Here is a 24,977-nt window from a genome sequence, read left to right on the forward strand (position 1 = left end):
ACCTGAGGCCGCGTTTTGTTTTGATGGACACCTCACCATGACCAAGCAAACCCACGCCTTCCAGGCCGAAGTCAAGCAGATCCTGCACCTCGTCACGCACTCGCTGTACTCCAACAAGGAGATCTTCCTGCGCGAGCTGGTGAGCAACGCCAGCGACGCCTGCGACAAGCTGCGCTTCGAGGCGCTGGACAACGCGGCGCTGTTTGAAGACAACCCCAACCTGGAAGTGCGCGTCAGCTTCGACGAGGCAGCCAAGACGCTGACCATCAGCGACAACGGCATCGGCATGAGCGCCGACGAGGCTGCCTCGCATCTGGGCACCATCGCCAAGAGCGGCACGCGCGAGTTCATGGCCAAGCTGGAGGGCGACCAGAAGAAGGACGCCCAGCTGATCGGCCAGTTCGGCGTGGGCTTCTACTCCGGCTTCATCGTTGCCGACCGCATCACGGTCGAGACCCGCCGCGCCGGTCTGCCGGTGGACCAGGCCGTGCGCTGGAGCAGCGAAGGCACCGGCGAGTACGAGCTGGAGACCATCACCAAGGCTGGCCGCGGCACCGACGTCATCCTGCATCTGCGCGACGGCGAGGAAGAGTTCCTGAAGACCTGGCGCGTCAAGTCGACCATCAGCAAGTACAGCGACCACATTTCGCTCCCCATCCTGATGAAGAAGGAAGAGTGGGACGCGGACAACGCCAAGCAGGTCGTGCTCGACGAATGGGAGCCGGTCAACAAGGCTTCGGCGCTGTGGTCGCGTTCCAAGAGCGAGGTCACGCAAGAACAGTACGAAGAGTTCTACAAGCAGATCAGCCACGACAGCGACGCGCCGCTGGCCTACACGCACAACCGCGTCGAGGGCCGCAGCGAGTACACCCAGCTGCTCTACATCCCGCAGAAGGCGCCCTTCGACCTTTGGAACCGCGACAAGCGCGGCGGCGTGAAGCTCTACGTGAAGCGCGTCTTCATCATGGACGACGCCGAGGCGCTGATGCCGGTCTACCTGCGCTTCGTCAAGGGCGTGATCGACTCGGCCGACCTGCCGCTGAACGTCAGCCGTGAGCTGCTGCAGGAAAGTCGCGACGTGAAGGCCATCCGCGAGGGCTCCACCAAGCGCGTGCTGGGCATGCTGGAAAGCCTGGCCAACAGCGAAGAGCAGGCCGACAAGGACAAGTACGCCGCCTTCTGGAAGGACTTCGGCCAGGTGCTGAAGGAAGGCATCGGCGAAGACCACCAGAACCAGGAACGCCTGGCCAAGCTGTTCCGCTTTGCCTCGACGCATGCCGACGCGAACGTCAGCCTGGCCGACTATGTGTCGCGCCTGAAGGACGGCCAGGACGTCATCTACTACATCACCGCCGATTCGCTCGCTGCTGCGAAGCACAGCCCACAGCTAGAGATCTTCCGCAAGAAGGGCATCGAGGTGCTGCTGTTGGTCGACCGCGTCGACGAGTGGATGCTCAGCCACCTCTATGAATTCGAAGGCAAGACGCTGCAGTCCGTCGCCAAGGGCGCCGTGGACCTGGGCAAGCTGCTGGACGAGGACGAGAAGAAGAAGGCCGACGAGACGGCAGAGAGCCTGAAGCCGCTGCTGGACAAGCTGAAAGAAGCGCTGAAGGACCGTGCCAAGGACGTGCGCGTGACAACCCGCCTGGTCGACTCGCCCGCCTGCATCGTCGTGGAAGAGGGCGACATGAGCGGCCATCTGGCGCGCCTGTTGAAGCAGGCCGGCCAGACCGCGCCCGAGAGCAAGCCAACGCTGGAGATCAACGCCGAGCACGCACTGGTGAAGAAGCTGGATGGCAGCGATCACTTCGACGACCTCGCCCAGGTGCTGTTCGACCAGGCCGTGCTGGCCGAAGGCGGTCACCTGGAAGACCCGGCGGCCTATGTGAAGCGCGTCAACGCGCTGCTGACGGGTTGACCGTCGCGGCGCTGCAGTTCAGCGCCAGGCCCGGTCCTTGAGTCCGGGCCGGTCTGGGCGCCGGCGGCCTTGCTGGGGCGCCGAGTCGGCCCTGCTTCTGCGCTCTTTACGTGGCTTTGTGACGGTTTTGCGACAGGTCCCGTGCCCCCGGGCTTTCGCCTCGGCCGGCTCGCGGCTACCCTCCTAGGGTTTCCACCGAGTTTGCGTCGTACATGGTTCCGAGTGAGTTCTGCGCCTCTGTTGCGGCCGTGCCAGCGGCCATGGTGACCCGACGCCTCGTGCTGAGGCCACCGCGGGAAAGCGATCTGGATACCCTGACGGCGCTGCATGCCGACCCAGCGGTGAACCGTTTCTGTGCCGCCGCGACGCCGCACGGCCGCGCGGCCACCGAAACCCAGTTGCAGGCCTGGCTTGCTCACTGGCAGACGCGGGGTTTCGGCCACTGGGCCATCGCCGAGCGCGAACAACCTGAGACGCTGATCGGCTTTGGCGGCCTGATGCACCGCAGCGTTGCCGGCCACGCCGGCCTCTACCTTTACTACCGCATCACGCCCCAGGCCTGGGGCCGCGGCCTGGCATCGGAAATGGCCCAGCATGCGATGAGCCAGGCTTTCGAACAGCACCACGAAAGTACCGTCGTCGCTGCCGTTTTGCCCAGCAATGCGCCAACGCGCAAGACGCTGGAGTGTCTGGGCCTGCGCATGAAAGGCACATTGGCCGATGGCCCCGGCAGCGCCGCTGCGCTGCTCTATGAGCTGGGTGCCGACCGTTGGGCTGCCCTGCCCAAGGTCGAACCTGAAGCCATCGCCTTCGCGGCCTGAGCCTGAAACTCAACCCGCAAACCGCCTCAGGCCGACGAGGTCCAGCACCCGCAGGCCGCCATATTCGATGCGGATCAGGTTGGCATCGCCCAAGCGATGCAGCGCCTGGTTCACCCGCTGGCGCGACAACCCCACCAGATAGCCCAGCTCCTGCTGCGTGATGCGCAGCCAGTTGCCCACGCCTGGGTAGAGGGTCGGGTGGAAGAGGGCGGCGAGGTTGCGGGCGACGCGCACGTCGGGGTCGTGGATGCGGTCGGTCTCTCGCGCGGCGATGAACTGGCCCAGGCGTTCGTTCAGCTGGTCCAGCACGAAGCGGTTGAAGGCGATGCTGCCGTCGAGCAGCGCATGGAAGCTCTCGATGGGCAGGCCGGCCACGACGCTGGGCCGCAGGGCCTGGATGTTGTAGCGGTAGACCTCGCGCTTGAGCAGGGTGCCCTCGCCAAACCAGCCGCCCGGCGGGATGCCGGTGAAGGTGACGGCTGCGCCCAGCGAGTCGTCGTTGTTCATCTTCAGCAGGCCGTCGACGACGCCAAACCACAAGGTGGCTGGTCGGCCGATGCGGCACAGCCGCTCGCCGGGCTCGGCATCGCCGACCTCCAGCGTCGTGAGAGCGCGCTCGCGCAACGGGCCGTCGAGCAGCTTCAGCCAGGGGATGGCATCCAGCTCAGCCGGCGCTGGCCGGCGTGTGCGTTGTCTGAGCGGCAGCGGCGTGTTGGCCATGGGGGCGGGAAAGTCTGGGCCGTGAAGACCCCTAAATTGTCGTCGTACGGACAGATGGGCGTCAAAGTACTGACCAGAATGGGGCTCACAGACGCAGGCTCCAGCCCGTGCATTGGAGACAGGCTTGACGACCTTCCCCCGGCTCTTGCTCGACCACGCCGCCCAGCGGCCAGACGCGCCCGCGTTGCGCGAGAAGGCTTACGGCGTGTGGCAGACGCTGTCGTGGGCGCGGCTGGCGGCATTGGTGCAGGAGCTGGCCCTGGGCCTGTCGGCCGCCGGCCTGCGTCGTGGTGAGCATCTCGTGGTCGTCGGCGAAAACCGGCCGCGCCTGTACGCCAGCATGCTGGCCGCGCAATGCCTGGGCGCCATCCCAGTGCCGCTTTATCAAGACGCCGTCGCCGCCGAATTCGTCTTCCCGCTGAACAACGCGGAGATCGCGTTTGCCATCGTCGAGGACCAGGAGCAGGTCGACAAGCTGCTGGAGCTGCGCGAGCAATGCCCCCAGTTGAAGCGCATCTGGTTCGACGACCCACGCGGCCTGCGCAACTACGACGAGCCGGGTCTCGCTTCGCTGGACGAGCTGGCTACGCGGGGCCGCGCCTATGCGGCCGAGCGACCCGAGTTCTTCGCCGCCGAGGTGGCGGCCTGCCTGCCCGGTGACGTCGCGGCGCTGTTCTTCACCTCCGGCACGACGGGCAACCCCAAGGGCGTCATGCACACCCATGCGACGCTGATCGACCGTGCCCAGGCCGGCCAGCGCTTCGACAAGCTGACCGACCATGAAGAGGTGCTGGCCTATCTGCCGCCGGCCTGGGTGGGCCAGAACATCTTCAGCTATGCGCAGTGGCTGGCCGTGGGCTATGTCGTCAACTGCCCGGAGTCGGCCTCCACCGTCAGCATCGATCTGAAGGAGGTCGGCCCGACCTACTACTTCGCGCCGCCGCGCGTGTTCGAGGGACTGCTGACGACGGTCATGATCCGCATGGAGGACGCCTCGGCGCCCAAGCGTTGGCTGTTCGAGCGCTGCATGAGCCTGGCCCGACGTGTTGGCCCGCGGTTGATGGACAAGCAGCCGGTGGGCTTGCTGGATCGGCTGGCCTACGCCATCGGAGACTTGGCTGTCTATGGCCCGCTGCGCAACACCCTGGGCTTCTCGCGCGTGCGGGTCGCCTACACAGCGGGCGAGGCCATCGGCCCCGACCTGTTCAGCTTCTACCGCGCCATCGGCATCAATCTGAAGCAGCTCTACGGCTCGACGGAGACGGCCGTTTTCGTCTGCCTGCAACCCGACCATGAGGCGCGTGCCGACACGGTGGGCGTGCCCATCGATGGCGTGGAGATCAAGCTGACCGACAGTGGCGAGCTGCTGGTGCGCTCGCCCGGGCTGCTCAAGGGCTATTACAAGAACGATGCGGCGACGGCCGAAGCGCTGACGCCAGACGGCTGGTTCCACACCGGCGACGCCGGCTTCCTGACGCCTGGCGGCCACCTGAAGATCATCGACCGCGCCAAGGATGTCGGCCGTCTGATGGGCGGCACCTTCGACGGTGCGATGTTTGCGCCCAAATACGTCGAGAACAAGCTGAAGTTCTTCCCGCACATCAAGGAGGCGGTCTGCTTCGGCGACAAGCGCGACAAGGTCTGCGCCTTCATCAACATCGACTTCGAGGCCGTCGGCAACTGGGCCGAGCGCCGCAACCTGCCTTACGCCGGCTATACGGACCTCGCCCAGCGCGCCGAGGTCTATGAGCTCATCCTCGACTGCGTCGAGAAGGTCAATGCGGACCTGGCGCAGGACGAGCTGCTGGCCGGCAGCCAGATCAGCCGCTTCCTTGTTTTGCACAAGGAGCTGGACGCCGACGACGGTGAGCTGACGCGCACCCGCAAGGTCAGGCGCGGTGCGATTGCCGAGAAATACGGCGTGCTCATTGATGCGCTGTACGACGGCAAGGTGTCGCAGTACATCGAGACCCAGGTGAAGTTCGAGGATGGCCGCACGTCGATGGTGGCGGCCGACCTGCGTATCGTCGAGGCACGCACCTTCCCGCCGGTTCGGAGCGCCGCATGAAGAAGATCGGCGAGGTCGTGCTGGAGGTGAAGAACATCTCGCTGGCCTTTGGTGGCGTGAAGGCGCTGACCGATATCAGCTTCGATGTGCGCGAGCACGAGGTGCGCGCCATCATCGGCCCCAACGGCGCGGGCAAGAGCTCGATGCTGAACTGCATCAATGGCGTCTACCAGCCGCAGCAGGGCGCCATCACGCTGCGCGGCAAGACCTTCAAGGGCATGAGTCCGCGCCAGGTGGCCGAGATGGGCGTGGCGCGCACCTTCCAGAACCTGGCCCTGTTCAAGGGCATGAGCGTGCTGGACAACATCATGACCGGCCGCAACCTGCGCATGAAGCGCGGCCTGTTCTGGCAGGCCCTGCACCTCGGCCCCGCGCGGCGCGAGGAAAGCGAACAGCGCGAGGCGGTGGAACGCATCATCGACTTCCTCGAGATCCAGGCCTACCGCAAGACGCCGGTTGGTCGCCTGCCCTACGGCCTGCAGAAACGCGTCGACCTCGGCCGCGCGCTGGCGATGGAGCCCAGCCTCTTGCTGCTGGACGAGCCCATGGCCGGCATGAATGTGGAGGAGAAGCAGGACATGTGTCGCTTCATCCTGGACGTCAACGACGAGTTCGGCACGACCATCGTGCTGATCGAGCACGACATGGGTGTCGTCATGGACATCTCGGACCGCGTCGTCGTGCTGGACTACGGCAAGAAGATCGGTGACGGTGCGCCGGATGACGTGCGCAGGAACGAAGACGTCATCAAGGCCTACCTCGGAGCAAGCCACTGATGGGCCCATTCCTCGAAACCCTGATCGGCGGCCTGATGGCCGGCATGCTGTATTCGCTGATCGCCCTCGGCTTCGTGCTGATCTTCAAGGCCAGTGGCGTCTTCAACTTCGCCCAGGGCGCGATGGTGTTGTTTGCAGCGCTGGCGATGGCGCGCTTTGCCGAGTGGATTCCGAAGTTCACGGGCCTGGACGGCAAGGTGCTCATCAACGTGCTGGCCTTCGTGGGCGCGCTGGCTGTCATGGTCGTCGTGGCCTGGCTGGTGGAACGGTTGGCGCTGTCCAAGCTCGTCAACCAGGAAGGCGTGACGCTGTTGATGGCCACGCTCGGCATCGCCTATCTGCTCGAGGGCCTGGGTCAGACGCTGTTCGGCAACGACATCTACAAGATCGACATCGGGCTGCCCAAGGACCCGATGTTCCTGTTCGAGGACGTCTTTCAGGGCGGCATCCTCGTCAGCAAGGAAGACCTCTACGCCGCGCTGATCGCAGCGGCATTGGTCGCGGGGCTGTCGCTGTTCTTCCAGAAGACCGCCACCGGCCGCGCGCTGCGCGCCGTGGCCGATGACCACCAGGCCGCGCAGAGCATCGGCATCCCGCTGTCGCGCATCTGGGTCATCGTCTGGAGCGTGGCGGGCTTTGTCGCGCTGGTGGCCGGGATGATCTGGGGCAGCAAGCTGGGGGTGCAGTTCTCGCTGTCGCTGGTGGCGCTGAAGGCGCTGCCGGTCGTAATCCTGGGCGGACTGACCAGCGTGCCGGGTGCCATCGTGGGCGGGCTGCTGATCGGGGTGGGGGAGAAGCTGTCGGAGGCCTACTTGGGGCCGATGCTGGGCGGCGGCATTGAGTATTGGTTCGGGTACGTGCTCGTGCTCGTTGTCTTGCTGGTTCGGCCCCAGGGGCTGTTCGGCGAGAAGATCATTGATCGGGTCTGACGATGCTTTACCGCGAGAACGGCCAGTTCAAAACCTCTTACTCGGCGGACGGCCAGATCCTGCCCATCCGGCAGGATCGCATCGCGATGGCGCTGATGCTCATCGCTGCCTTCGTCGTCATCCCTATGGTCTCCAGCGAATACCTGCTGCGCGCCATCTTCATCCCCTTCCTGATCCTGTCCCTCGCCGCGCTCGGCCTTAACGTGCTGGTCGGCTACTGCGGCCAGATCTCGCTGGGCTCGGGCGCCTTCATGGCCGTGGGCGCCTATGTGGCCTACAACTGCCAGGCTCGCTTCGAGGGCATGCCGCTGATCGTGTCGCTGCTGGCTGGCGGCCTCGGAGCCACCGTGCTGGGCGTGGCCTTTGGACTGCCGTCGCTGCGCATCAAGGGCCTCTACCTCGCGGTCGCCACGCTGGCCGCGCAGTTCTTTGTCGATTGGGCCTGCCTGCGCCTGCCCTGGGTCACCAACGGTTCTTCGTCCGGTTCGGTCAGCGTGGCCGGCCTGAGCATTGCCGGCTTCAGCGTCGAGTCGCCTGCGTCGCGCTATCTGCTCTGCCTGGCCTTCGTTGTCGTCTTCGCGCTGGCCACCAAGAACCTCGTGCGCGGCCACATCGGCCGCTCGTGGATGGCCATGCGCGACATGGACGTGGCGGCCGCCGTCATCGGCATCCGGCCCATGCAGGCCAAGCTCAGCGCCTTTGCCGTGTCGAGCTTCATCATCGGCGTGGCCGGTGCGTTGTGGGGCTTCGTGCACCTGGGCTCGTGGGAGCCGGCCGCCTTCGGCATCAACCGCTCGTTCGACCTGCTCTTCATGGTCATCATCGGCGGCCTGGGCTCGATCTCGGGTGCCTTCTTCGGCGCGGCCTTCATCGTCGTGCTGCCGCTGATCCTGGACAAGCTGCCCTACTGGACCGGCCTGCCGATCGACACCGCCACCGCCTCGCACCTCGCGCTGATGATCTTCGGCGCCCTCATCGTGTTCTTCCTGATCAAGGAACCACACGGCCTCGCGCGACTCTGGGCGACCGCCAAGGAAAAGCTCAGACTCTGGCCCTTCCCGCATTGATACCCACAACGACAAGGAGACAGCCCCATGAAGACTCTCATCACCTGCGCGGCCCTGGCCGCCCTGCAACTCTTCGCGGCCCCCGCGGCTATGGCGCAAGCCAAGGAGCAGTTCTTCCCGTTGCTGGTGTATCGCACGGGCCCTTACTCACCCAATGGCACGCCCTGGGCCAATGGCAAGCAGGACTACATCAAGCTCATCAACGCCCGCGATGGCGGCGTCAACGGCGTGAAGCTCACGTTCGAGGAGTGCGAGACCGGCTATGCCACCGACAAGGGCGTGGAGTGCTATGAGCGCCTGAAGGGCAAGGGCGCGACGCTGTTCGACCCGCAGGCCACCGGCATCACCTTCGCGCTGACCGACAAGGTCCCCAACGACAAGATCCCGCTGATCACACTGGGCTATGGCCTGTCGGCCTCGGCCGATGGCGGCGTGTTCGCCTGGAACTTCCCGCTGATGGGCAGCTACTGGACGGCGGCCGACATCCTCGTCCAGCACATCGCCAAGAAGGAAGGCGGGCTGGACAAGCTCAAGGGCAAGAAGATCGCGCTGGTCTATCACGACAGCCCCTTCGGCAAGGAGCCGATCCCGCTGCTGGAGGAGCGCAGCAAGGCGCATGGCTTCGAGCTGGTGAAGATCCCGGTCACGGCGCCCGGTGTGGAGCAGAAGTCGGCCTGGCTGCAGGTGCGCCAGCAGAAGCCTGACTACACGCTGCTTTGGGGCTGGGGCGTCATGAACTCSACYGCGCTGAAGGAGGCSMWSGCCACCGGCTAYCCGCGCGASAAGATGTACGGCGTSTGGTGGKCSGGSGCCGAGCCGGATGTGAAGGACGTGGGCGAGGSCGCCAAGGGCTACAACGCGCTGAACCTCAACACTTCGGGACAGAGCCCCAAGGTCATCCAGGACATCCTCAAACTCGTGCACGAGAAGGGCCAGGGTACGGGCCCGAAGGACGAGGTCGGCTCGGTGCTCTACACGCGCGGCCTGGTCATCCAGGCGCTCGGCGTGGAGGCCGTGCGGCGTGCGCAGGAGCGTTTCGGCAAGGGCAAGGTCATGACCGGCGAGCAGGTGCGCTGGGGCCTGGAGAACCTGGCGCTGGACGACAAGAAGCTGGCCTCGCTGGGCCTGACCGGCGTGATCCGCCCGATCAGCACCAGCTGCTATGACCACCAGGGTTCGACCTGGGCGCGCATCCACACCTGGGACGGCGCGAAGTGGAGCTTCAGCAGCGATTGGTACGAGGCGGACGCACAGATCATCAAGCCGATGGTGAAGGCGGCGGCGGACAAGTACGCCGGTGAGAAGAAGCTGACCCGCCGCACGCCGGCGGAATGCCAGAGCTGAGCCGCGCGGCGGCTCAGCTCTTCGAGCTGGCAATGCCCCGCTCCCACCCCTTCCCCGCCCTCCGTGAGGGCGGGGTGCTGAGGCCCCACCCCTGTCCCCTCCCCCACGGGGAGGGGCGCCACCCGCGAGAGCATCCATGCTGAGGAAAGAGTTGCGATGACAGCCCCCCTCCTGAACGTCAACGGCATCGAAGTCATCTACAACCACGTCATCCTCGTGCTCAAGGGCGTGTCCCTGCAGGTAGCCGAGGGCCAGGTGGTGGCCTTGCTGGGGGGCAATGGCGCCGGCAAGACCACCACGCTGCGCGCGGTCTCCAACCTGCTTGAAGGCGAGCGCGGCGAGGTCACCAAGGGCAGCATCGAGCTGCGCGGCGAGCGCATCGAGAAGCTGTCTACCTCGGCCATGGTGGAGCGCGGGGTGGTGCAGGTCATGGARGGCCGGCACTGCTTCGCCCACCTGACCATCGAGGAGAACCTGATGACCGGCGCCTACACGCGCAAGGACGGGCGTGGCGCCGTGGCGGCGACGCTGGACAAGGTCTACACCTACTTCCCGCGCCTGAAGACGCGCCGCACCAGCCAGGCGGCCTACACGTCGGGCGGCGAGCAGCAGATGTGCGCCATCGGCCGCGCGCTGATGGCCAACCCCAAGATGGTGTTGCTGGACGAGCCGTCGATGGGCCTGGCGCCGCAGATCGTCGAGGAGGTGTTCGAGATCGTGCGCGACCTCAACACCAAGGAGAGGACGACCTTCCTGCTGGCCGAGCAGAACACCAGCATGGCGCTGCGTTATGCCGACTACGGCTACATCCTGGAGAACGGCCGCGTCGTCATGGACGGCGCTGCCAGCGCATTGCGCGAGAACGAGGACGTCAAGGAGTTCTATCTCGGCGTGGGCGGGGAAGGGCGACGCAGTTTCAAGGACGTGAAGAGCTACAAGCGAAGGAAGAGGTGGCTGGCATGAGTGACGACAACTGGGAGATGGCGCCGCCACCTTTTGATGCGGACTCGGCGCTGCTGACGATGAAGCGCTTCGCGCGCGACCAACGCGTGCTGGCCGAGCGGGGCGAAGGCTGGATGCTCGGCGCCGACGTGGTGCTCAAGCTGGCGGTGGAGGGTGCGACCGTCAAGGTCCAGCTCACCAAGCGCCCGGCGCGCACGCCCGAGTGGGACACCTTCACGCTGAAGTCCGCGACCGAGCTGCGCAAGTTGCAGGACGAGATCAAGCGCCGGCTCACGCGTTGGAAGGACGAGGAGTGAGCGCCGCGCCGGGCCGCCCCAAGCAAGCTCGCTCCCGCTTGGCGGGACAGACCGTAGGCCGAAGGGTGCACCAATGAGCTCGGAGTTCTTCGACGCGCTGGAGACGCGCGACCCGGCCGCGCGTGAGGCCGCGCTGATGGCTGCGCTGCCGGAACAGATCGCGCATGCCCAATCCAGCAGTCCGGCCTACACCGAGCTGTTGGTCGGCGTCGATGCGAACGCGATCACGTCGCGGGCCGCGCTGGCCACGTTGCCGCTGACGCGCAAGAGCAGCCTCGCCGCCGCCCAGGCCGCTCGGCGCGCACCGCGCTTGGGCGGATTTGCGGCCGGCATGCCGCGGCGCATCTTCCAGTCGCCCGGGCCGCTCTACGAACCCGAGCCCGATGCCGACGGCGCCGACCCCTGGCGCGCTGCCCGCGCCCTGCATGCCKCCGGCATCCGCGCGGGGCAGCTCGCCCATGTGGGCTTCAGCTACCACCTGACACCAGCAGGCGCCATGATGGAAGCCGGCCTGCGGGCCCTGGGTGCGGCCAGCTTTCCGGGCGGCGTTGGCAACACCGAGCTGCAATTGCAGGCCCTCCTGGACCTGCAGCCCGAGGCCTATGCCGGCACGCCCAGCCTGCTGCGCATCTTGCTCGAGAAGGCGGCCGAGGGCGGGCACGTGCTGCCTTATCTGCAGTGTGCCCTGGTCAGCGGTGAGGCCTGCCCGCCGGCGCTCGTTGCATGGTTTTCCGCACGCGGCGTCGATGCCTACCAGTGCTATGCGACGGCCGACCTCGGCCTCATCGCCTACCAGACCACGGCGCGTGAAGGCCTGGTCGTCGACGAAGGCGTCATCGTCGAGATCGTGCGGCCCGGCTCTGCTGAGCCTGTGCCGGACGGCGAGGTCGGCGAAGTCATCGTGACGACGCTGAGCGCCGGCTACCCGCTGATCCGCTTTGCCACCGGCGACCTCTCTGCCGTGCTGGCCGGTGCCAGTCCTTGTGGCCGCACCAACCAGCGCCTGCGCGGCTGGCTGGGCCGGGCCGACCAGTCGGCCAAGGTGCGTGGCATGTTCGTGCATGCAGGCCAGGTGGCCGAGGTGCTGGCGCGCTGTGGCCAGCGCGGCCGGGCCCGCCTCGTTGTCGACGGGGAGCTGGCCAACGACCGCATGTGCCTGCAGCTCGAGGCCGCGCCGGCCGAGGGCCTTGTCGAGCAGTTGCAGATGGCGCTGCGCGACATCACCAAGCTGCGCGGTGAGGTCGAGCTGCTGGCCCCGGGCAGCCTGCCCAACGATGGCCTGGTCATCGAGGATCGCCGCCCCGTGTGACGCGCGTTTGAAGGCCTCGGGGCCGGCGGGGCCTGTTCGCACTGCGGCAGTAGGCCGCGAAGGCCAGCCGCCAGGGGCCAATCAAGGCGCAGCGCGCCGCCCGCACTCGTGTGCGGGCCAGCGTTGCAACGCGGAGTGGCGCCTGGCGGCTGGCCTTCCCTTCGGGTTGTGGCTAGAAAGTCCGCGAGCGGCGTTGCAAATCCTCGCCGGGCACCCAGCCCGTCTGCGGTTTGCGCCTTGCTCGCGGGCTTTCTGGCCACAACGCGGCCTGCTACCGCAGTGTGAACAGGCCCTAACCTGAATCGGTGACAGGAAGGCCCGCATGGACTCAGCTTGGCGGGGCCACCACAGTCCGCCGCTTTGCCGGCCACCGCTGGCACCAGCCGAGGACGCGACATGACCCTTGCCCGCCATCTTCTGCCCACCCTGCTCGTGCTGCTGCTCGCAGCCTGCGGTGGTGGCAGCAACGACCCCCAAGTCTCTTCCCAAGCTTCCCAGGCCGAAAGCGAGCTGGCCAAAGCCGCCGCCGCGCGCCCGCGCGCCAAGGACCCTGACCATCACGAGTTCTCGGCCACGCTGTCCGCGCCCTTCGCGGTCACCGCCGCCAGCGGCGAGCGCGTGTTCAGTGTGCAGATGGACCACCCCGGCATTGCCGACGGCCAGGTCTTTGCGTGGGCGCTCAGCCTCGTCGACGCGCAGGGCCACGTGCTGCAGCGCTGGAGCGGCGAATCGCGCTATGCCGGTGCGCCGGTGGTGGCCAGCGTGCGCTGGGCCGGTCGCGGCACCGGCGGCACGGCACTGGCCGATGGCCTCTACCAGCTCAAGCTTGAGGCCGCCAGCCTCGACGCCGCCACCGCGCTGAGCCAGGGTGCGACCACCGGCCGCGCCGAGCGCCTGCTGGCCGCTGCCGCGCCGCTGGACCATGCCGAGCAGCAATGGCCGGTTGCCCTCGGCCAGCCGGCCAGCGTCGACCTGCCGCCCTATGCGGCCATGCCCACGGCCGCCGGCCGCGGCCTCGTCAAGGCGCAATCGGCACCGGCCATCAACAGCCTGCCCTACACGGTCTACTACGCCAATCTGCACAGCCAGACGAATGACTCCGACGGCGGCGGGGCGCTGGGCAGTTGCTCGTCTTCGCAGCCCGCGCAGACAGGCGCCTTCGGCCCGGCAGACGCCTTCGCCTATGGCAAGACGGCGGGCCTGGACATCCTGATGTCGTCCGAGCACAACCACTACTTCGACGGCTCCTCGAGCACCAACGCCAGCGGCAGCCCCGCCACCGCCAAGAGCCGCTACCAGTCTGGCCTCAGTGCCGCCACCGCCGCGTCGACCTCTTCCTACCTCGCCCTCTACGGCATGGAGTGGGGCGTCATCAGCAATGGCGGCCACATGAACATCTTCAACAGCACGGAGCTGTTCGCCTGGGAATACAACAGCAGCAACCAGCTCTTCGGTGACCGCTTCACGGCCAAGAGCGACTACGCGGCCTTGTACGCGACGATGCGCCAGCTCGGCCTTGTCGGCCAGTTCAACCATCCCGACACGACCGGCCAGTTCCTTGTCGGTGGCACGGCGCTGGGCTACAGCGCCGATGGCGACGAGGTCATGGTGCTGAGCGAGATCCTGAACAGCTCGGCGTTCTCGTCCAACACGACCGAGACCGAGACAGGCCTCTCCAATTTCGAGGACGCCTTCAACAAGATGCTGGAACGGGGCTTTCACGTGGCGCCCGCCAGCAACCAGGACAACCACTGCGCCAACTGGGGCAAGTCGTACACCAACCGCACCGGCGTGCTGATCCCGAATGGCACTGCGCTCAGCAAGGCCAGTTTCATCGATGCCATCAAGGCCCGCCGCGTCTTCGCGACGATGGACAAGACGGCGCAGATCGCGCTGACCGCCAATGGCCACGTCATGGGTGAGCGCTTCACCAACAGCGGCACGCTGTCCTTGAGCGTCGGTTATGCCAGCAACAGCGGCAAGACGGCCACCAGCGTGCAGATCTACGAAGGCGTGCCCAAGCGCAACGGCACCGTCACACTGCTGGCCAGCAGCGGCACGGCCAGCACCACGCCGGCCATCGGCGAGCACTTCTACTACGCCAAGATCACGCAGAACGACGGCAAGATGCTGTGGACAGCGCCCGTCTGGGTCACGCAGTCCAACGGGCCGGTGGACACCACGCCGCCGACCGCGACGGCCAGCGAGAGCGGCACGTCCGGCACCGTCACGCTGTCGGCCACGGCGAGCGACAACATCGGCGTGGCGCGCGTGGACTTCGTCGTTGATGGCACGGTGAAGGGCAGCGACAGCAGCGCGCCCTATTCGCTGTCGCTGGACTCGACGACGCTTGCCAACGGCAGCCACAGCCTGGTCGCCCGCGCCTACGACGCYGCCGGCAACTCGGGCGCCTCGTCGGCCGTCAACTTCAGCATCAGCAATGCCAGCGCGGCGCTGAACGAGACCGAGTCCAACGGCACCATCGCCACCGCCAACGTCGTCACCAACCAGACGACGATCAGCGGCACCATGGCCACCACGAGCGACAAGGACTACTTCAAGGTCACGCTGGCCGCAGGCAAGACGCTGCGTGTCGACATGAGCTGCCCGGCGGCCTATGACTACGACATCTACTTGCACAACGCCAGCGGCACGACGCTGACCTCGTCGGAGAGCGCCACCTGCACCGAGTCCCTGAGCTACAAGAACACCGGCAGCTCGGCGCTGGCGGTCTACATCCGCGTGGGGGCCTACTCAGGCAGCAGCGGCACCCAGGGCTATACGCTGACGCTGAGCTACCCCTGATGGCGCTGGCTTGGGGCCATCCCGGAGACGCCGGGGGCGGTACTCTGCCTAAGATCGTGCGCACACATCCTGGAGACAAGCCCATGCGCACGACCCTGATTGCCCTGGCGGCCCTGCTGGCCGCCGGCACCGCTGCCGCCGACTATCCCGACAAGCCGGTCACCGTGATCGTGCCGTTTGCAGCCGGCGGGCCGACCGACAAGGTCGCTCGCGACCTCGCCGAGGCGTTGCGCAAGCCCCTGGGTGCCACCGTCATTGTCGAGAACGTCGGCGGTGTAGGCGGTACGCTGGGCGCCAACAAGGTGGCCAAGGCCGCGCCGGATGGCTACACGCTGCTGCTGCACCACATCGGCATCGCCAGCGCGACGGCCCTCTACCGCACGCTGCCCTACAAGACGCTGGAAGACTTCGAATACCTGGGCATGGTCAACGAGGTGCCGATGACGCTGATCGGCCGCCCCAACCTGCCGGCGGCCAACTACGCCGAGCTGGCCAAGTGGCTGGAGTCCAACAAGGGCAACATCAACCTCGCCCACGCCGGGGTCGGCTCGGCCTCGCATCTGTGCGGCCTGTTGTATCAGTCGGCCATTAAGATCGACATGACGACCGTGCCCTACAAGGGCACCGCGCCGGCCATGAACGACCTGCTCGGCGGCCAGGTCGACATCATGTGCGACCAGACCACCAACACCACCGGACAGATCGAGGCCGGCAAGGTCAAGGCCTATGCGGTGATGTCGGCCAAGCGCCTGCCCAGCGGCCCGCTGGCCAAGCTGCCGACGGCCGACGAGTCAGGGCTGAAGGGCTTCAATCTTGCCGTCTGGCACGGCATGTATGCACCCAAGGGCACGCCCAAGGCCGTCATCGACAAGGTCAACACGGCGCTGCGCGCAGCCCTGAAGGACGCCGACTTCCACAAGCGCCAGGAGGCCCTGGGTGCGGTCATCATCAGTGACGCGCGCCTTGCGCCGGCAGAGCACAAGAAGTTTGTCGAGGCCGAGATCAACAAACTCACCCCGGTCATCAAGGCGGCAGGGGTCTACGCCGACTGAGATGGAGCCCCTCGTCTGGTCTCGCCATGCTGAACGCAGGCGAGTCCAGCCGGTCCCCCTGGGGGACGGCGATGCTTGCCGGATTGACCAGCAAGCACATCGCCAAAGGCGGGCCTGCTTGGGAGCGGCCCGGCGCTCGGCCCGCAAGCCAGCAAGCAAGCGTTGTTTCGAACGCCGGCCGGGGCGGCGCTCAGCCTTGTGTGCGGGCGTGCACGCCGCTTGGCCGTCAGTGGGGGTGGGCCTTTTCGCGCTTGTTCGCGTACATGCCCTGGTCACTGCGGCTGAGCACGGTGCGCAAGGTGTCGGTCGGCAGGACTTCGGCGAGCCCCAGGCTCACCGAGACCGACAGGCCGGCAGCGATGCCGCCCCATGCATGGCGGGACACCGCGTCGGCGATCCGCTCGGTCAGCGCTTGGGCTGCCTGCGCGCCGGTATCGCGCAGGATGATGACGAACTCGTCGCCGGCCAGCCKCGCGGGAAAGTCCTTGTCGCGCACGCATCTTCGGATCTGCGCCGCGATGGCCCGCAGCACCGCGTCGCCCGCGTTGTGCGAATGGCCGTCGTTGATCTGCTTGAACTTGTCGACGTCGATCATGACGAGGCAGGCCGTGCTGCCCTGGGTGCGCACCTCCTCCAGCAGGCCTTGCAGCTGGAGTTCGAAATGGCGCCGGTTCGGCAGGCCGGTCAGGCCATCCTCGAGCGCCAGTTGCTGGAAGTGCGCGCGTCCGGCCTCGGAGGCGTGCAACTGCCGGGTCCGGCTGCGCAGTTCCAGCTGTCGTTCGACGTCGGCGACGCGGCCGCGCAGGCTGGCAGACCGGGCCAACTGCTCGCGCTCGGCCAGCTCGCGCAGGGCCTGCGCGGCTGCGGCGTGGTCGCCCGCGGTGGACGCCAGATAAGCCAACTGGCCCAGGCCAATGCTGACCAGCCCTTCATGGTTCTGCGCCAGGGCGATGCGAATCATCTGCTCGGCGTGATTGCGGGCCAACGGCAGGTCATCTTCGGCCAAGGCCAGTTCGGACCCGGCCCAAAGCACGAGGGCTTGCAGCCAGGGCCGGCGGGAAGATTCCACCGCCTCGCGCAGCCGGCGCACCTGCGCCGCGGCACCCACAAGGTCGGCCTGCCAGATCAGCAGCATGGCCTTGTTGAAGGCGTGGGTGAGGGCGCTGCTGCTGCGGCTGCCAATGCCGATGCTGGCCAATGGCGCTGCATCGTGCAGCAGCTCATCGCAACGGCGCAGGTGTTCGCGCAGCAGTTCCAGGCTGGTCGTGCCTGCCGTGGTGGCGCTGCGTGCGCTGAGCGTGCGCATGACCTCGGTGGACCCCAGGTCGGCATGCAGCACATAGGTGTCAACCGGGGGGTCGCACTGGTAGGCCAACTCGATGGCGCGCTGTGAAGCCTCGCTGGCCTCGGCGTAGGAGCGGCCGATGAACATGGCGACACCCAGTGCGTGGTGGGCCACGACCTGCTCGACGCTGGCTCCGTCGCCCGACGTGCCGGCACACAGCTTGACCGCCAGCAGGGCGCAATCGACCGAGGTTTCGTAGTAGCCCAGGCGTGCAGCGGCCATGGCTTGGGTGGCGAGTGCGCGGCATTCGCCCTCGGGCATCTCGGCCTGCTGGAACTGGAATGCCGCCTGGCGTGCGGATTCCAGCGCCGCAGCGAAATGACCCAGCAGGCGCAGCTCGACGCTGGCAATGCAGTGCGTGGCTTCCGCCTGGGCGGCCACGCTTCCCCGTTCAAGCGCGGCGTGGTGGGCGCGGCGCGCTGCATCCAGCGCGGCCTCGGCATTGCCTGCATCGGCATGGGCCCTGGCTTGGGCCAGCGTGGCGTTGATCTGTGCTTGTTCCATCCCTGGCTCGGCTTCTGGTGGCGGGCGCGCGGCAGAGTCTGAGGTGCGGTCACGACGGTCCGGGGTAAACACGCTGTTGACTCGTCAAGTAATCACGGAAAGAATGCATGTAAACGTTTACATGACGACACAACGACCGACCCGCGCAAGCGGAGTTGGCACACGGATGAGACAACCGTTCCCGCCCGGCTTCCTTTGGGGCTGTGCGACTTCCGCCTATCAGATCGAAGGCTCGCCGCTGGCCGATGGGGCCGGCGTCAGCAACTGGCATCGCTTCGTGCGCACGCCGGGCCGCGTGCTCGGCGGCGATACCGGCGACATGGCTTGCGACCACTACCGCCGCATGAAGGACGACGTCGCGCTGATGCGCGAGCTCGGCCTCACGGCCTATCGCTTCAGCATTGCCTGGAATCGCGTGCTGCCCGAAGGCCGTGGCGCCGTGAATGCGGCCGGCCTGGGCTTCTACGAGCGCCTTGTCGACGAACTGCTGGCCGCTGGCATCCAGCCGATGGTGACGCTGCACCACTGGGACCTGCCCGCGGCGCTGGACGACCGTGGCGGCTGGCTCAACCCCGACATGCCCGACTGGTTTGCCGATTACGCGCAGGTCTGCTTCAAGGCGCTGGACGACCGCGTGCCGATGTGGGTCACGCTGAACGAACCCTGGGTCGTGGCCGACGGCGGCTTCATGCATGGCGCGCTGGCGCCCGGTCACAAGAGCGCCTTCGAGGCGGCCATCGTCGCCCACCGGCTGATGCAGTCACACGCCAAGGGTGTGCAGGCCTACCGCGCGACCGGAAAGAACAGGATCGGCCTGGTCGTCAACATCGAGCCCAAGCATCTGCCGGCCGACGCCAGCGAGTACGACCGCCACGCCGCCGGGCTCGCCGACGCCTACATGAACCGGCAATACCTCGACCCGGCCCTGCTTGGCAGCTACCCGGCCGAGTTGCGCGAGGTCTTTGGTGAAGCCTGGCCCGACTGGCCGGCCGCCGAGGTCGAGGCACTCAAAGTCCCCGTCGACTTCCTCGGCCTGAACTACTACACCCGCGCCGTCGTGCGCTTTGATCCCAAGGCATGGCCGGTGCCGGCGGTGCCGCAGCGCCAGCCCGGCGGCATCTACACCGAGACCGGCTGGGAGCTGCACCCGCAAAGCCTGGCCGACACCCTCGTGTGGATGCACGAGCGCTACGGCGGCCTGCCGCTGTATGTGACCGAGAACGGCGCCGCCTTCTACGACCCGCCGGTGGCCATTGACGGCCGCGTTGACGATCCGCTGCGCGTGCACTATCTGCGCACCCATATCGCCGCCGTGCAGGACGCTATTCAAAGGGGCGCCGACGTGCGCGGCTACTGCGCCTGGTCGCTGTTCGACAACCTCGAATGGGCGCTCGGCTTTGCCAAGCGCTTCGGCCTCGTGCATGTGGACTTTCAGACACAGCAGCGCACCCCCAAGGCCAGCGCGCGCTTCTATGCTGAAGTCATCGCTTCCCACGGCGCCAACCTCTGACAACAAGATGACGGTCACCCCCGCCACGATCAAGGACGTCGCCCGCGTTGCCGGTGTGTCGGTCGCCACCGTTTCGCGCGCGCTCAACGGCGCCGAGAACGTGCTGCCGCACACGCGCCAGCGCATCGTCGAGGTCGCCCGCGAATTGCGCTATTCGCCGTCGGGGGCGGCGCGCAGCCTCATCACGCGACGCACCGACACCATCGGTGCCCTGCTGCCCGATCTGCATGGCGAGTTCTTCTCCGAGCTGATCCGCGGCATCGACCAGGCCGCCCGGGCGCGCGGCCTGCATCTGCTGCTGTCGAGCTCCCACGACGATGCCAACGAGGCCGCGGCCGCGCTGCGCGCCATGAATGGCCGCGTTGACGGCCTCATCGTCATGTCGCCGCACGCCGACGACGATTTCCTGTCGCAGAACCTGCCGCCTGCCCTGCCGGCCGTGCTGCTGAACTCCGGCGTGCGCGGCGCGAGCCAGCGGGTCTTCGCCGTCGACAACTTCGGCGGTGCGCGCGCGATGACCGAGCACTTGGTGCGCAGCGGCCGGCGACGCATCGCCTTTCTCGGCGGCCCACAGGCCAACTTCGAGGCGCGCGAGCGCGAGCGCGGCTACCGTGCCGGCTTGGCCGTGGGGGCCGAGGCATGGCTGCTGGAGGGCGACTTCTCCGAAGCAGGCGGCCAGCGCGCCGCGGCCGAGCTGCTCGCTCTGCCGGCGGGCCAGCGGCCCGATGCCGTCTTCGCCGCCAACGACATCATGGCCATCGGCCTGCTGGGTGCGCTGCAGGCCGGCGGTGTGCACCTGCCCGAGGACATCGCGCTCGCCGGCTTCGATGACATCCCCATCGCCCGCTACGTCAGCCCGGCGCTGACGACCATGCACGTGCCCATTGCCGCGCTGGGCGGCCAGGCACTCGATGCGCTGGCCGACACCCTGGAGCGCAACGCCACCGACGCCGGCGCCACCGTGATGCCGGTGCAACTCGTTGTGCGGCAGTCGTGCGGCAGCGCCAAGACCTGATCCCGTCCAAACCACAGCACAACACAGGAGACAAGGACATCATGAGCACCCCGACCCCCCGCACCAAACCCAGACTTCTCACCCGCCATCTCTGCGCCGCCGGCCTGATCGGCGGGCTGCTGATGGCGGCCCTGCCCGCGCAGGCGCAGAGCGCCAGCGCCACCGTGCGCGGCACCATCACAGCGGCTGGCGCCACGGCGCCGGCAGGCACTGATGTCGTCGCCGTCAACAAGGCCAACGGCAATACCTACCGGACCAAGACCCTGCCCGACGGCAGTTATGTACTCGTCGGCCTGAACCCCGGCAACTACGAGGTCCGGGTGGCCGGTGCTGCCACCGGCAGTGTGGTTACGCTGTCAGTCGGCCAGAACGCGACGCTGGACCTCGGCAGCACGGACGCCAAGCTCGGCACCGTCGTGATCCAGGGCAGCGCGCAGCGCCAGGGCGTCATCGATTCGCAGGTCGGCACCACGGTGTCCAACAAGATGATCGAGGCCATCCCGCAGGCCACGCGCAACTTCCTGTCGGCAGCGGACTTCGCTCCCGGCGTGCGCTTCGACACCGACGCCAGCGGCAACACGCGTCTGCGCGGTGGCTCGCAAAACATTGATGCTGTAAACGTTTTCATCGACGGCGTCGGCCACAAGAACAACATCCTGCGCGGCGGCCTGAACGGCCAGGACACCAGCCAGGGCAACCCATTCCCGCAGACGGCCATCGCCGAGTACCGCGTGCTGACGCAGAACTACAAGGCCGAGTTCGACCAGGTCTCCAGCGTCGCCATTTCCGCCGTCACCAAGTCCGGCGGCAACGAGACCCATGGCAGCGTCTACGTCAACCGCACCGGGAGCAACTGGACGTCGCTGAGCCCCATCCAGGAGAGGGACAAGGCAAATCACATTGATCCTCCCTCGTACAAGCAGATCGAAGGCGGCTTCAGCATCGGTGGCGCCATCAAGCCCGACACGCTGCACTACTTCGTCGCCTACGACGGCAAGTCCATCGACAAGCCGCGCCAGTTGACTGCGATGAACCTGGACAAGTACCCCAACAGCCCCGGCATCGTCCCCGCCATCGCTGCGCAGCAGGGCTCGTTCAAGGGCCAGTTCAAGGAGCATCTGCTGTTCGGCAAGCTGTCGGCCGAGATCGATGACCGCCAGCGGCTGGACCTGTCCACCACGCTGCGCAAGGAAACCAGCTACTCGGTCGACGGTGACCGCTTCGCGCCGAGCACGGCCATCAACAACAACAACAACGAGTACCGCGTCGACCTCAGCCACGAATACACCGGTGACACCTGGCTCAACGAGGCGCGCGTCGGCTGGGAAAGCTCGAAGTGGAACCCGCAGTCGGACTCCACCGATCCGCTGGTGCGCTACAAGTACTCGCCCACCAACGCGATCAACAACGTCCAGGACGTCTTCTTTACCGGCGGCTCGCCCAATGCGCAGGACCGCCGCCAGAGCGGCATCTACCTGAAGGACGACCTCAGCTACACGGGCCTTGCCGGCCATGTCATCAAGGGCGGCGTCCAGTTCAAGGCCATGAAGTAYGACCTCAGCGGCACCGCCTTCCGGGTCGCGGCGATCGACACCGTACTGAACACGACCACCGGTCAGCCCTACTTCAACGGCCTGGCCTGCACCGGCACCAACGTCAGCAGCAGCGGTTTGTCCAGCGACCAGTGCAACATCAGGCTGCCCATCGCCACCGCGTCGGCGAACTTAAAAAACAACCAGTACGGCATCTATCTGCAGGACGACTGGAAGCTCACCAAGCAGCTGGAGCTCAACATCGGCGCGCGCTGGGACTATGAAGACAACATGCTCAACAACAGCTACGTGACGCCGGCCGACCGCATCGCCGCGCTGAACGCGCTGGACGGCCGCACCGTCGACGGCATCACCGCACCCGCGGGCCAGACCTATGCCCAGTCGCTGGCCAAGGGCGGCATCAACATTGCCGACTACATCTCCACTGGCAACTCGCGTAAGGCCTTCAAGGGAGCTTTCGCGCCGAGACTGGGTGCGTCTTTCGACGTGTTCAGCGACAAGGCCACGGTCGTCTACGGCGGCTGGGGCCGCAGCTATGACCGCCGCATGGCCAACAACTCGCTGGACGAGCTGCAGAAGAACGCAGCGCCCAACGGCGAGATCTGGATGATCAAGAACGACTTCAAGATGCCGTTTGCCGACCAGATGAGCCTTGGCGTGCGCCAGGCCCTCGGCAGCTGGAACATGGACATCGCGGTCTCCAACATTCATGCGAAGAACCAGTTCATCTGGTTCAACGGCAACCGCGACCCCAACGGGGGCTTCGGCAATACGAACTCGCTGGACCCCTTGTGGGGCGGCGCTCCGCGCAACTACGGCACCATCGTGTTGGGTGATTTTGTTGGCGAGAACAAGGCCACCAGCGTCTTCCTGTCGCTGGAGAAGCCCTACACCCAGGCCAGCGGGTGGAGCATGACGATTGCCTACACCCACACGGATGCAAAGACCACGAGCCACGAATGGTCGGATAGCATCTTCGACTGGACCTATGGCAAGTCCACTCACGGCTTCAACCCCACCCTGGATGCGGAGAAGAACCGTCTCGTCGTTGGCGGCTTGATGGACCGCCTGCCGTGGGGCATGCAGCTGTCCGGCAAGCTGACCGTGGGCGACGGCCAGCCACGCCGGGTGCTCGACTGCCACACCGGCTTCGGGCCGACGGGCTGCCGTGCCGTGCCGCGCGGCTCCGACACCTTCAAGCAACTCGACCTGGCGCTTTCCAAGAGCTTCAAGGTCTATGGCGGCGACCTGCAGATCCGTGCCGATGTGCTCAACCTGTTCAACACCGCCAACTGGGGCTACTACGACGACTGGGTCGGCGGCCCGTCCACGCCGCCGAAGAACGCCCTCGGTGGCGACAACGACCACTTCGACACCCGCACCGGCGTGCGCGGCTCGATGCGGCAGTTCAAGCTGGGCGTGAGCTACTCGTTCTGATCCTGAAGACCGGAAGCCGGCCGCGCCGAACGCGCGGCCGGCTCCCACAATCACCCCCATCATGAGTTTGCTGACCCGACGCGCCGTCCTGGCCCACGGCGCCGGCCTCGCCCTGGCCGCCAACCTGCCCAGCTGGGCCGAGGCGCCGGCGCAAGCCGCCGACACCTTTCTCGCCGACCTCGAGCGGCGCACCTTCGACTTCTTCTGGGAGACGACCGACGCCCGCACCGGCCTCGCACCCGACCGCTGGCCCACACCGTCATTCGCCAGCATCGCGGCCGTCGGTTTTGCGCTGAGCGCCTATCCCGTCGGCGTGGCGCGTGGCTACATCACGCGAGCGCAGGCTGCCCAGCGCACGTTGACGACGCTGCGCTTCTTCGCCGGCCTGCCCCAAGGCCCGGGCAAGACCGGCGTGGCGGGCCACAAGGGCTTTTTCTATCACTTCCTCGACATGAAGGAGGGCCTGCGCTTCGACCGCTGCGAGCTSTCCACSGTCGAYACCGCTYTGCTGCTGATGGGCGCCCTGCATGCCCAGAGCTTCTTTGACGGCGAACACGCCGACGAGGCCGCCATCCGCAAACTGGCGGACGAGCTCTATGGCCGCGTCGACTGGACCTGGGCCCAGGTGCGCCCGCCGTCCATCAGCCACGGCTGGTCGCCCGAGAAGGGTTTCATCCGCAGCGACTGGAAGGGCTACAACGAGGCGATGCTGGTCTATCTGCTGGCACTCGGTTCGCCGACCCATCCGGTCAAGCCCGAGGCCTGGGACGCCTGGACCAGCACCTACGACCAGCAGAGTTGGGGCGAAAGCTACGGTCAGACCTTCCTGCGCTTCCCGCCGCTGTTCGGCCACCAGTTCACGCACTGCTGGGTGGACTTCCGCGGCATCCGCGACGCCTACATGCGTGACAAGGGCTTGGACTATTTCGAGAACTCGCGTCGCGCCACCTATGTGCAGCAGGCCTATGCCCAGGACAACCCGCTCGGCTGGCAGGGCTACAGCGCCGAGGTCTGGGGCGTCAGCGCCAGCGACGGCCCGGCCGACATCTCGCTTCAATACACCACCACCGCTGGCAAGACCGTGAAGCGCCGCTTCATCAGCTATGCCGGCCGCGGCATGGGCCTGCATGACGACGGCACGCTGGCGCCCTATGCGGCCGGCGGCTCCATCGCCTTCGCGCCCGAGATCGTCATCCCGGCGCTGATGGCCATCAAGGAGCGCTACCCGCACACCTGGGGCCGCTACGGCTTCTGGGATGCCTTCAACCCCAGCTTCAACTTCCCCGATGTGCGCCTCACGCATGGCCGCATCGAGCCCGGCAAGGGATGGGTGGACACCGACATGCTGGGCATCGACCAGGGCCCGCTGCTCGCGATGATGGGCAACCATCGCGGCGAGCTGGTGTGGCAGGCGATGCGCAGGAATGCGCACCTCATCAAGGGCTTGAAGCGGGCTGGCTTCACTGGCGGCTGGTTGGGCTGAAATGAAATTCAAACAAAGCCACAGAGGCACAGAGGCACAGAGGCCGCGACATGAAGGTCTCT

18 protein-coding genes are annotated in these 24,977 nt (G+C 66.8%); 16 read left to right on the forward strand and 2 right to left on the reverse strand.

The features are described 5' to 3' along the window. Positions 1-37 precede the first annotated feature (37 nt). Positions 38-1,918 carry a molecular chaperone HtpG gene (gene htpG / locus ACXJKJ_RS12330; protein WP_457390301.1) on the forward strand — a complete coding sequence of 627 codons (1,881 nt, stop codon included), beginning with the start codon at positions 38-40 and terminating at the stop codon, positions 1,916-1,918. A gap of 260 nt (positions 1,919-2,178) precedes the next feature. Further along, positions 2,179-2,739 (forward strand): GNAT family N-acetyltransferase, encoded by a 561-nt coding sequence (locus ACXJKJ_RS12335; RefSeq protein WP_162247736.1) that lies wholly within the window; start codon positions 2,179-2,181, stop codon positions 2,737-2,739. Between the two features lie 9 nt (positions 2,740-2,748). Here ACXJKJ_RS12335 and ACXJKJ_RS12340 read toward each other — a convergent pair whose 3' ends face one another. Then, complete coding sequence (locus ACXJKJ_RS12340; protein ID WP_457390302.1) at positions 2,749-3,459, reverse strand: Crp/Fnr family transcriptional regulator; 711 nt, start codon at positions 3,457-3,459, stop codon at positions 2,749-2,751. A gap of 124 nt (positions 3,460-3,583) precedes the next feature. Between ACXJKJ_RS12340 and ACXJKJ_RS12345 the strand changes: the two genes are divergently transcribed. The 10 genes from ACXJKJ_RS12345 (at position 3,584) to ACXJKJ_RS12390 (ending at position 16,068) form a co-directional block, all read left to right on the forward strand. Then, a complete protein-coding gene (locus ACXJKJ_RS12345; protein WP_457390303.1) occupies positions 3,584-5,527 on the forward strand; it encodes an AMP-dependent synthetase/ligase in 1,944 nt (647 codons plus the stop codon). Beyond that, positions 5,524-6,303, forward strand: coding sequence for an ABC transporter ATP-binding protein (locus ACXJKJ_RS12350; protein WP_457390304.1), 780 nt, complete (start codon positions 5,524-5,526; stop codon positions 6,301-6,303). The genes ACXJKJ_RS12345 and ACXJKJ_RS12350 overlap by 4 nt, the downstream gene beginning before the upstream one ends. Next, positions 6,303-7,232, forward strand: a complete 930-nt coding sequence (locus ACXJKJ_RS12355; protein ID WP_457390305.1) for a branched-chain amino acid ABC transporter permease — start codon at positions 6,303-6,305, stop codon at positions 7,230-7,232. Before ACXJKJ_RS12350 ends, ACXJKJ_RS12355 begins: the two co-directional genes overlap by 1 nt. A 2-nt stretch (positions 7,233-7,234) precedes the next feature. Then, on the forward strand, positions 7,235-8,299 hold the full coding sequence (locus ACXJKJ_RS12360; RefSeq protein WP_457390306.1) for a branched-chain amino acid ABC transporter permease: 1,065 nt from the start codon (positions 7,235-7,237) through the stop codon (positions 8,297-8,299). A gap of 27 nt (positions 8,300-8,326) precedes the next feature. Next, positions 8,327-9,643: an ABC transporter substrate-binding protein gene (locus tag ACXJKJ_RS12365; protein WP_457390307.1), complete on the forward strand. Its 1,317-nt coding sequence runs from the start codon at positions 8,327-8,329 to the stop codon at positions 9,641-9,643. A 156-nt stretch (positions 9,644-9,799) separates the two neighbouring features. Continuing rightward, entirely contained in the window at positions 9,800-10,606 is an 807-nt protein-coding gene (locus ACXJKJ_RS12370; RefSeq protein WP_056192949.1) for an ABC transporter ATP-binding protein, read from the forward strand. Further along, complete coding sequence (locus ACXJKJ_RS12375) at positions 10,603-10,902, forward strand: hypothetical protein (RefSeq protein ID WP_057300574.1); 300 nt, start codon at positions 10,603-10,605, stop codon at positions 10,900-10,902. The genes ACXJKJ_RS12370 and ACXJKJ_RS12375 overlap by 4 nt, the downstream gene beginning before the upstream one ends. 73 nt (positions 10,903-10,975) lie before the next feature. Then, positions 10,976-12,211 (forward strand): phenylacetate--CoA ligase family protein, encoded by a 1,236-nt coding sequence (locus ACXJKJ_RS12380; protein ID WP_457390308.1) that lies wholly within the window; start codon positions 10,976-10,978, stop codon positions 12,209-12,211. 396 nt (positions 12,212-12,607) lie between these two features. Beyond that, positions 12,608-15,016, forward strand: a complete 2,409-nt coding sequence (locus ACXJKJ_RS12385) for a CehA/McbA family metallohydrolase (RefSeq protein WP_457390309.1) — start codon at positions 12,608-12,610, stop codon at positions 15,014-15,016. Positions 15,017-15,099: 83 nt separating this feature from the next. Next, positions 15,100-16,068, forward strand: coding sequence for a tripartite tricarboxylate transporter substrate-binding protein (locus ACXJKJ_RS12390; protein ID WP_056192940.1), 969 nt, complete (start codon positions 15,100-15,102; stop codon positions 16,066-16,068). Between the two features lie 226 nt (positions 16,069-16,294). Here the strand turns inward: ACXJKJ_RS12390 and ACXJKJ_RS12395 are convergent, their stop codons facing one another. Continuing rightward, positions 16,295-17,917, reverse strand: a complete 1,623-nt coding sequence (locus tag ACXJKJ_RS12395) for a diguanylate cyclase domain-containing protein (protein ID WP_457390310.1) — start codon at positions 17,915-17,917, stop codon at positions 16,295-16,297. Between the two features lie 166 nt (positions 17,918-18,083). Between ACXJKJ_RS12395 and ACXJKJ_RS12400 the strand changes: the two genes are divergently transcribed. The 4 genes from ACXJKJ_RS12400 (at position 18,084) to ACXJKJ_RS12415 (ending at position 24,915) form a co-directional block, all read left to right on the forward strand. Further along, entirely contained in the window at positions 18,084-19,427 is a 1,344-nt protein-coding gene (locus ACXJKJ_RS12400) for a GH1 family beta-glucosidase (RefSeq protein ID WP_457390311.1), read from the forward strand. Positions 19,428-19,434: 7 nt separating this feature from the next. Further along, entirely contained in the window at positions 19,435-20,442 is a 1,008-nt protein-coding gene (locus ACXJKJ_RS12405) for a LacI family DNA-binding transcriptional regulator (RefSeq protein ID WP_056192932.1), read from the forward strand. 41 nt (positions 20,443-20,483) lie between these two features. Beyond that, complete coding sequence (locus ACXJKJ_RS12410) at positions 20,484-23,432, forward strand: TonB-dependent receptor domain-containing protein (RefSeq protein WP_457390312.1); 2,949 nt, start codon at positions 20,484-20,486, stop codon at positions 23,430-23,432. Between the two features lie 61 nt (positions 23,433-23,493). Further along, positions 23,494-24,915 carry a glucoamylase family protein gene (locus tag ACXJKJ_RS12415; protein WP_457390313.1) on the forward strand — a complete coding sequence of 474 codons (1,422 nt, stop codon included), beginning with the start codon at positions 23,494-23,496 and terminating at the stop codon, positions 24,913-24,915. The last annotated feature ends 62 nt before the right edge of the window (positions 24,916-24,977 follow it).

This window comes from Roseateles sp. P5_E1, from assembly GCF_054049335.1.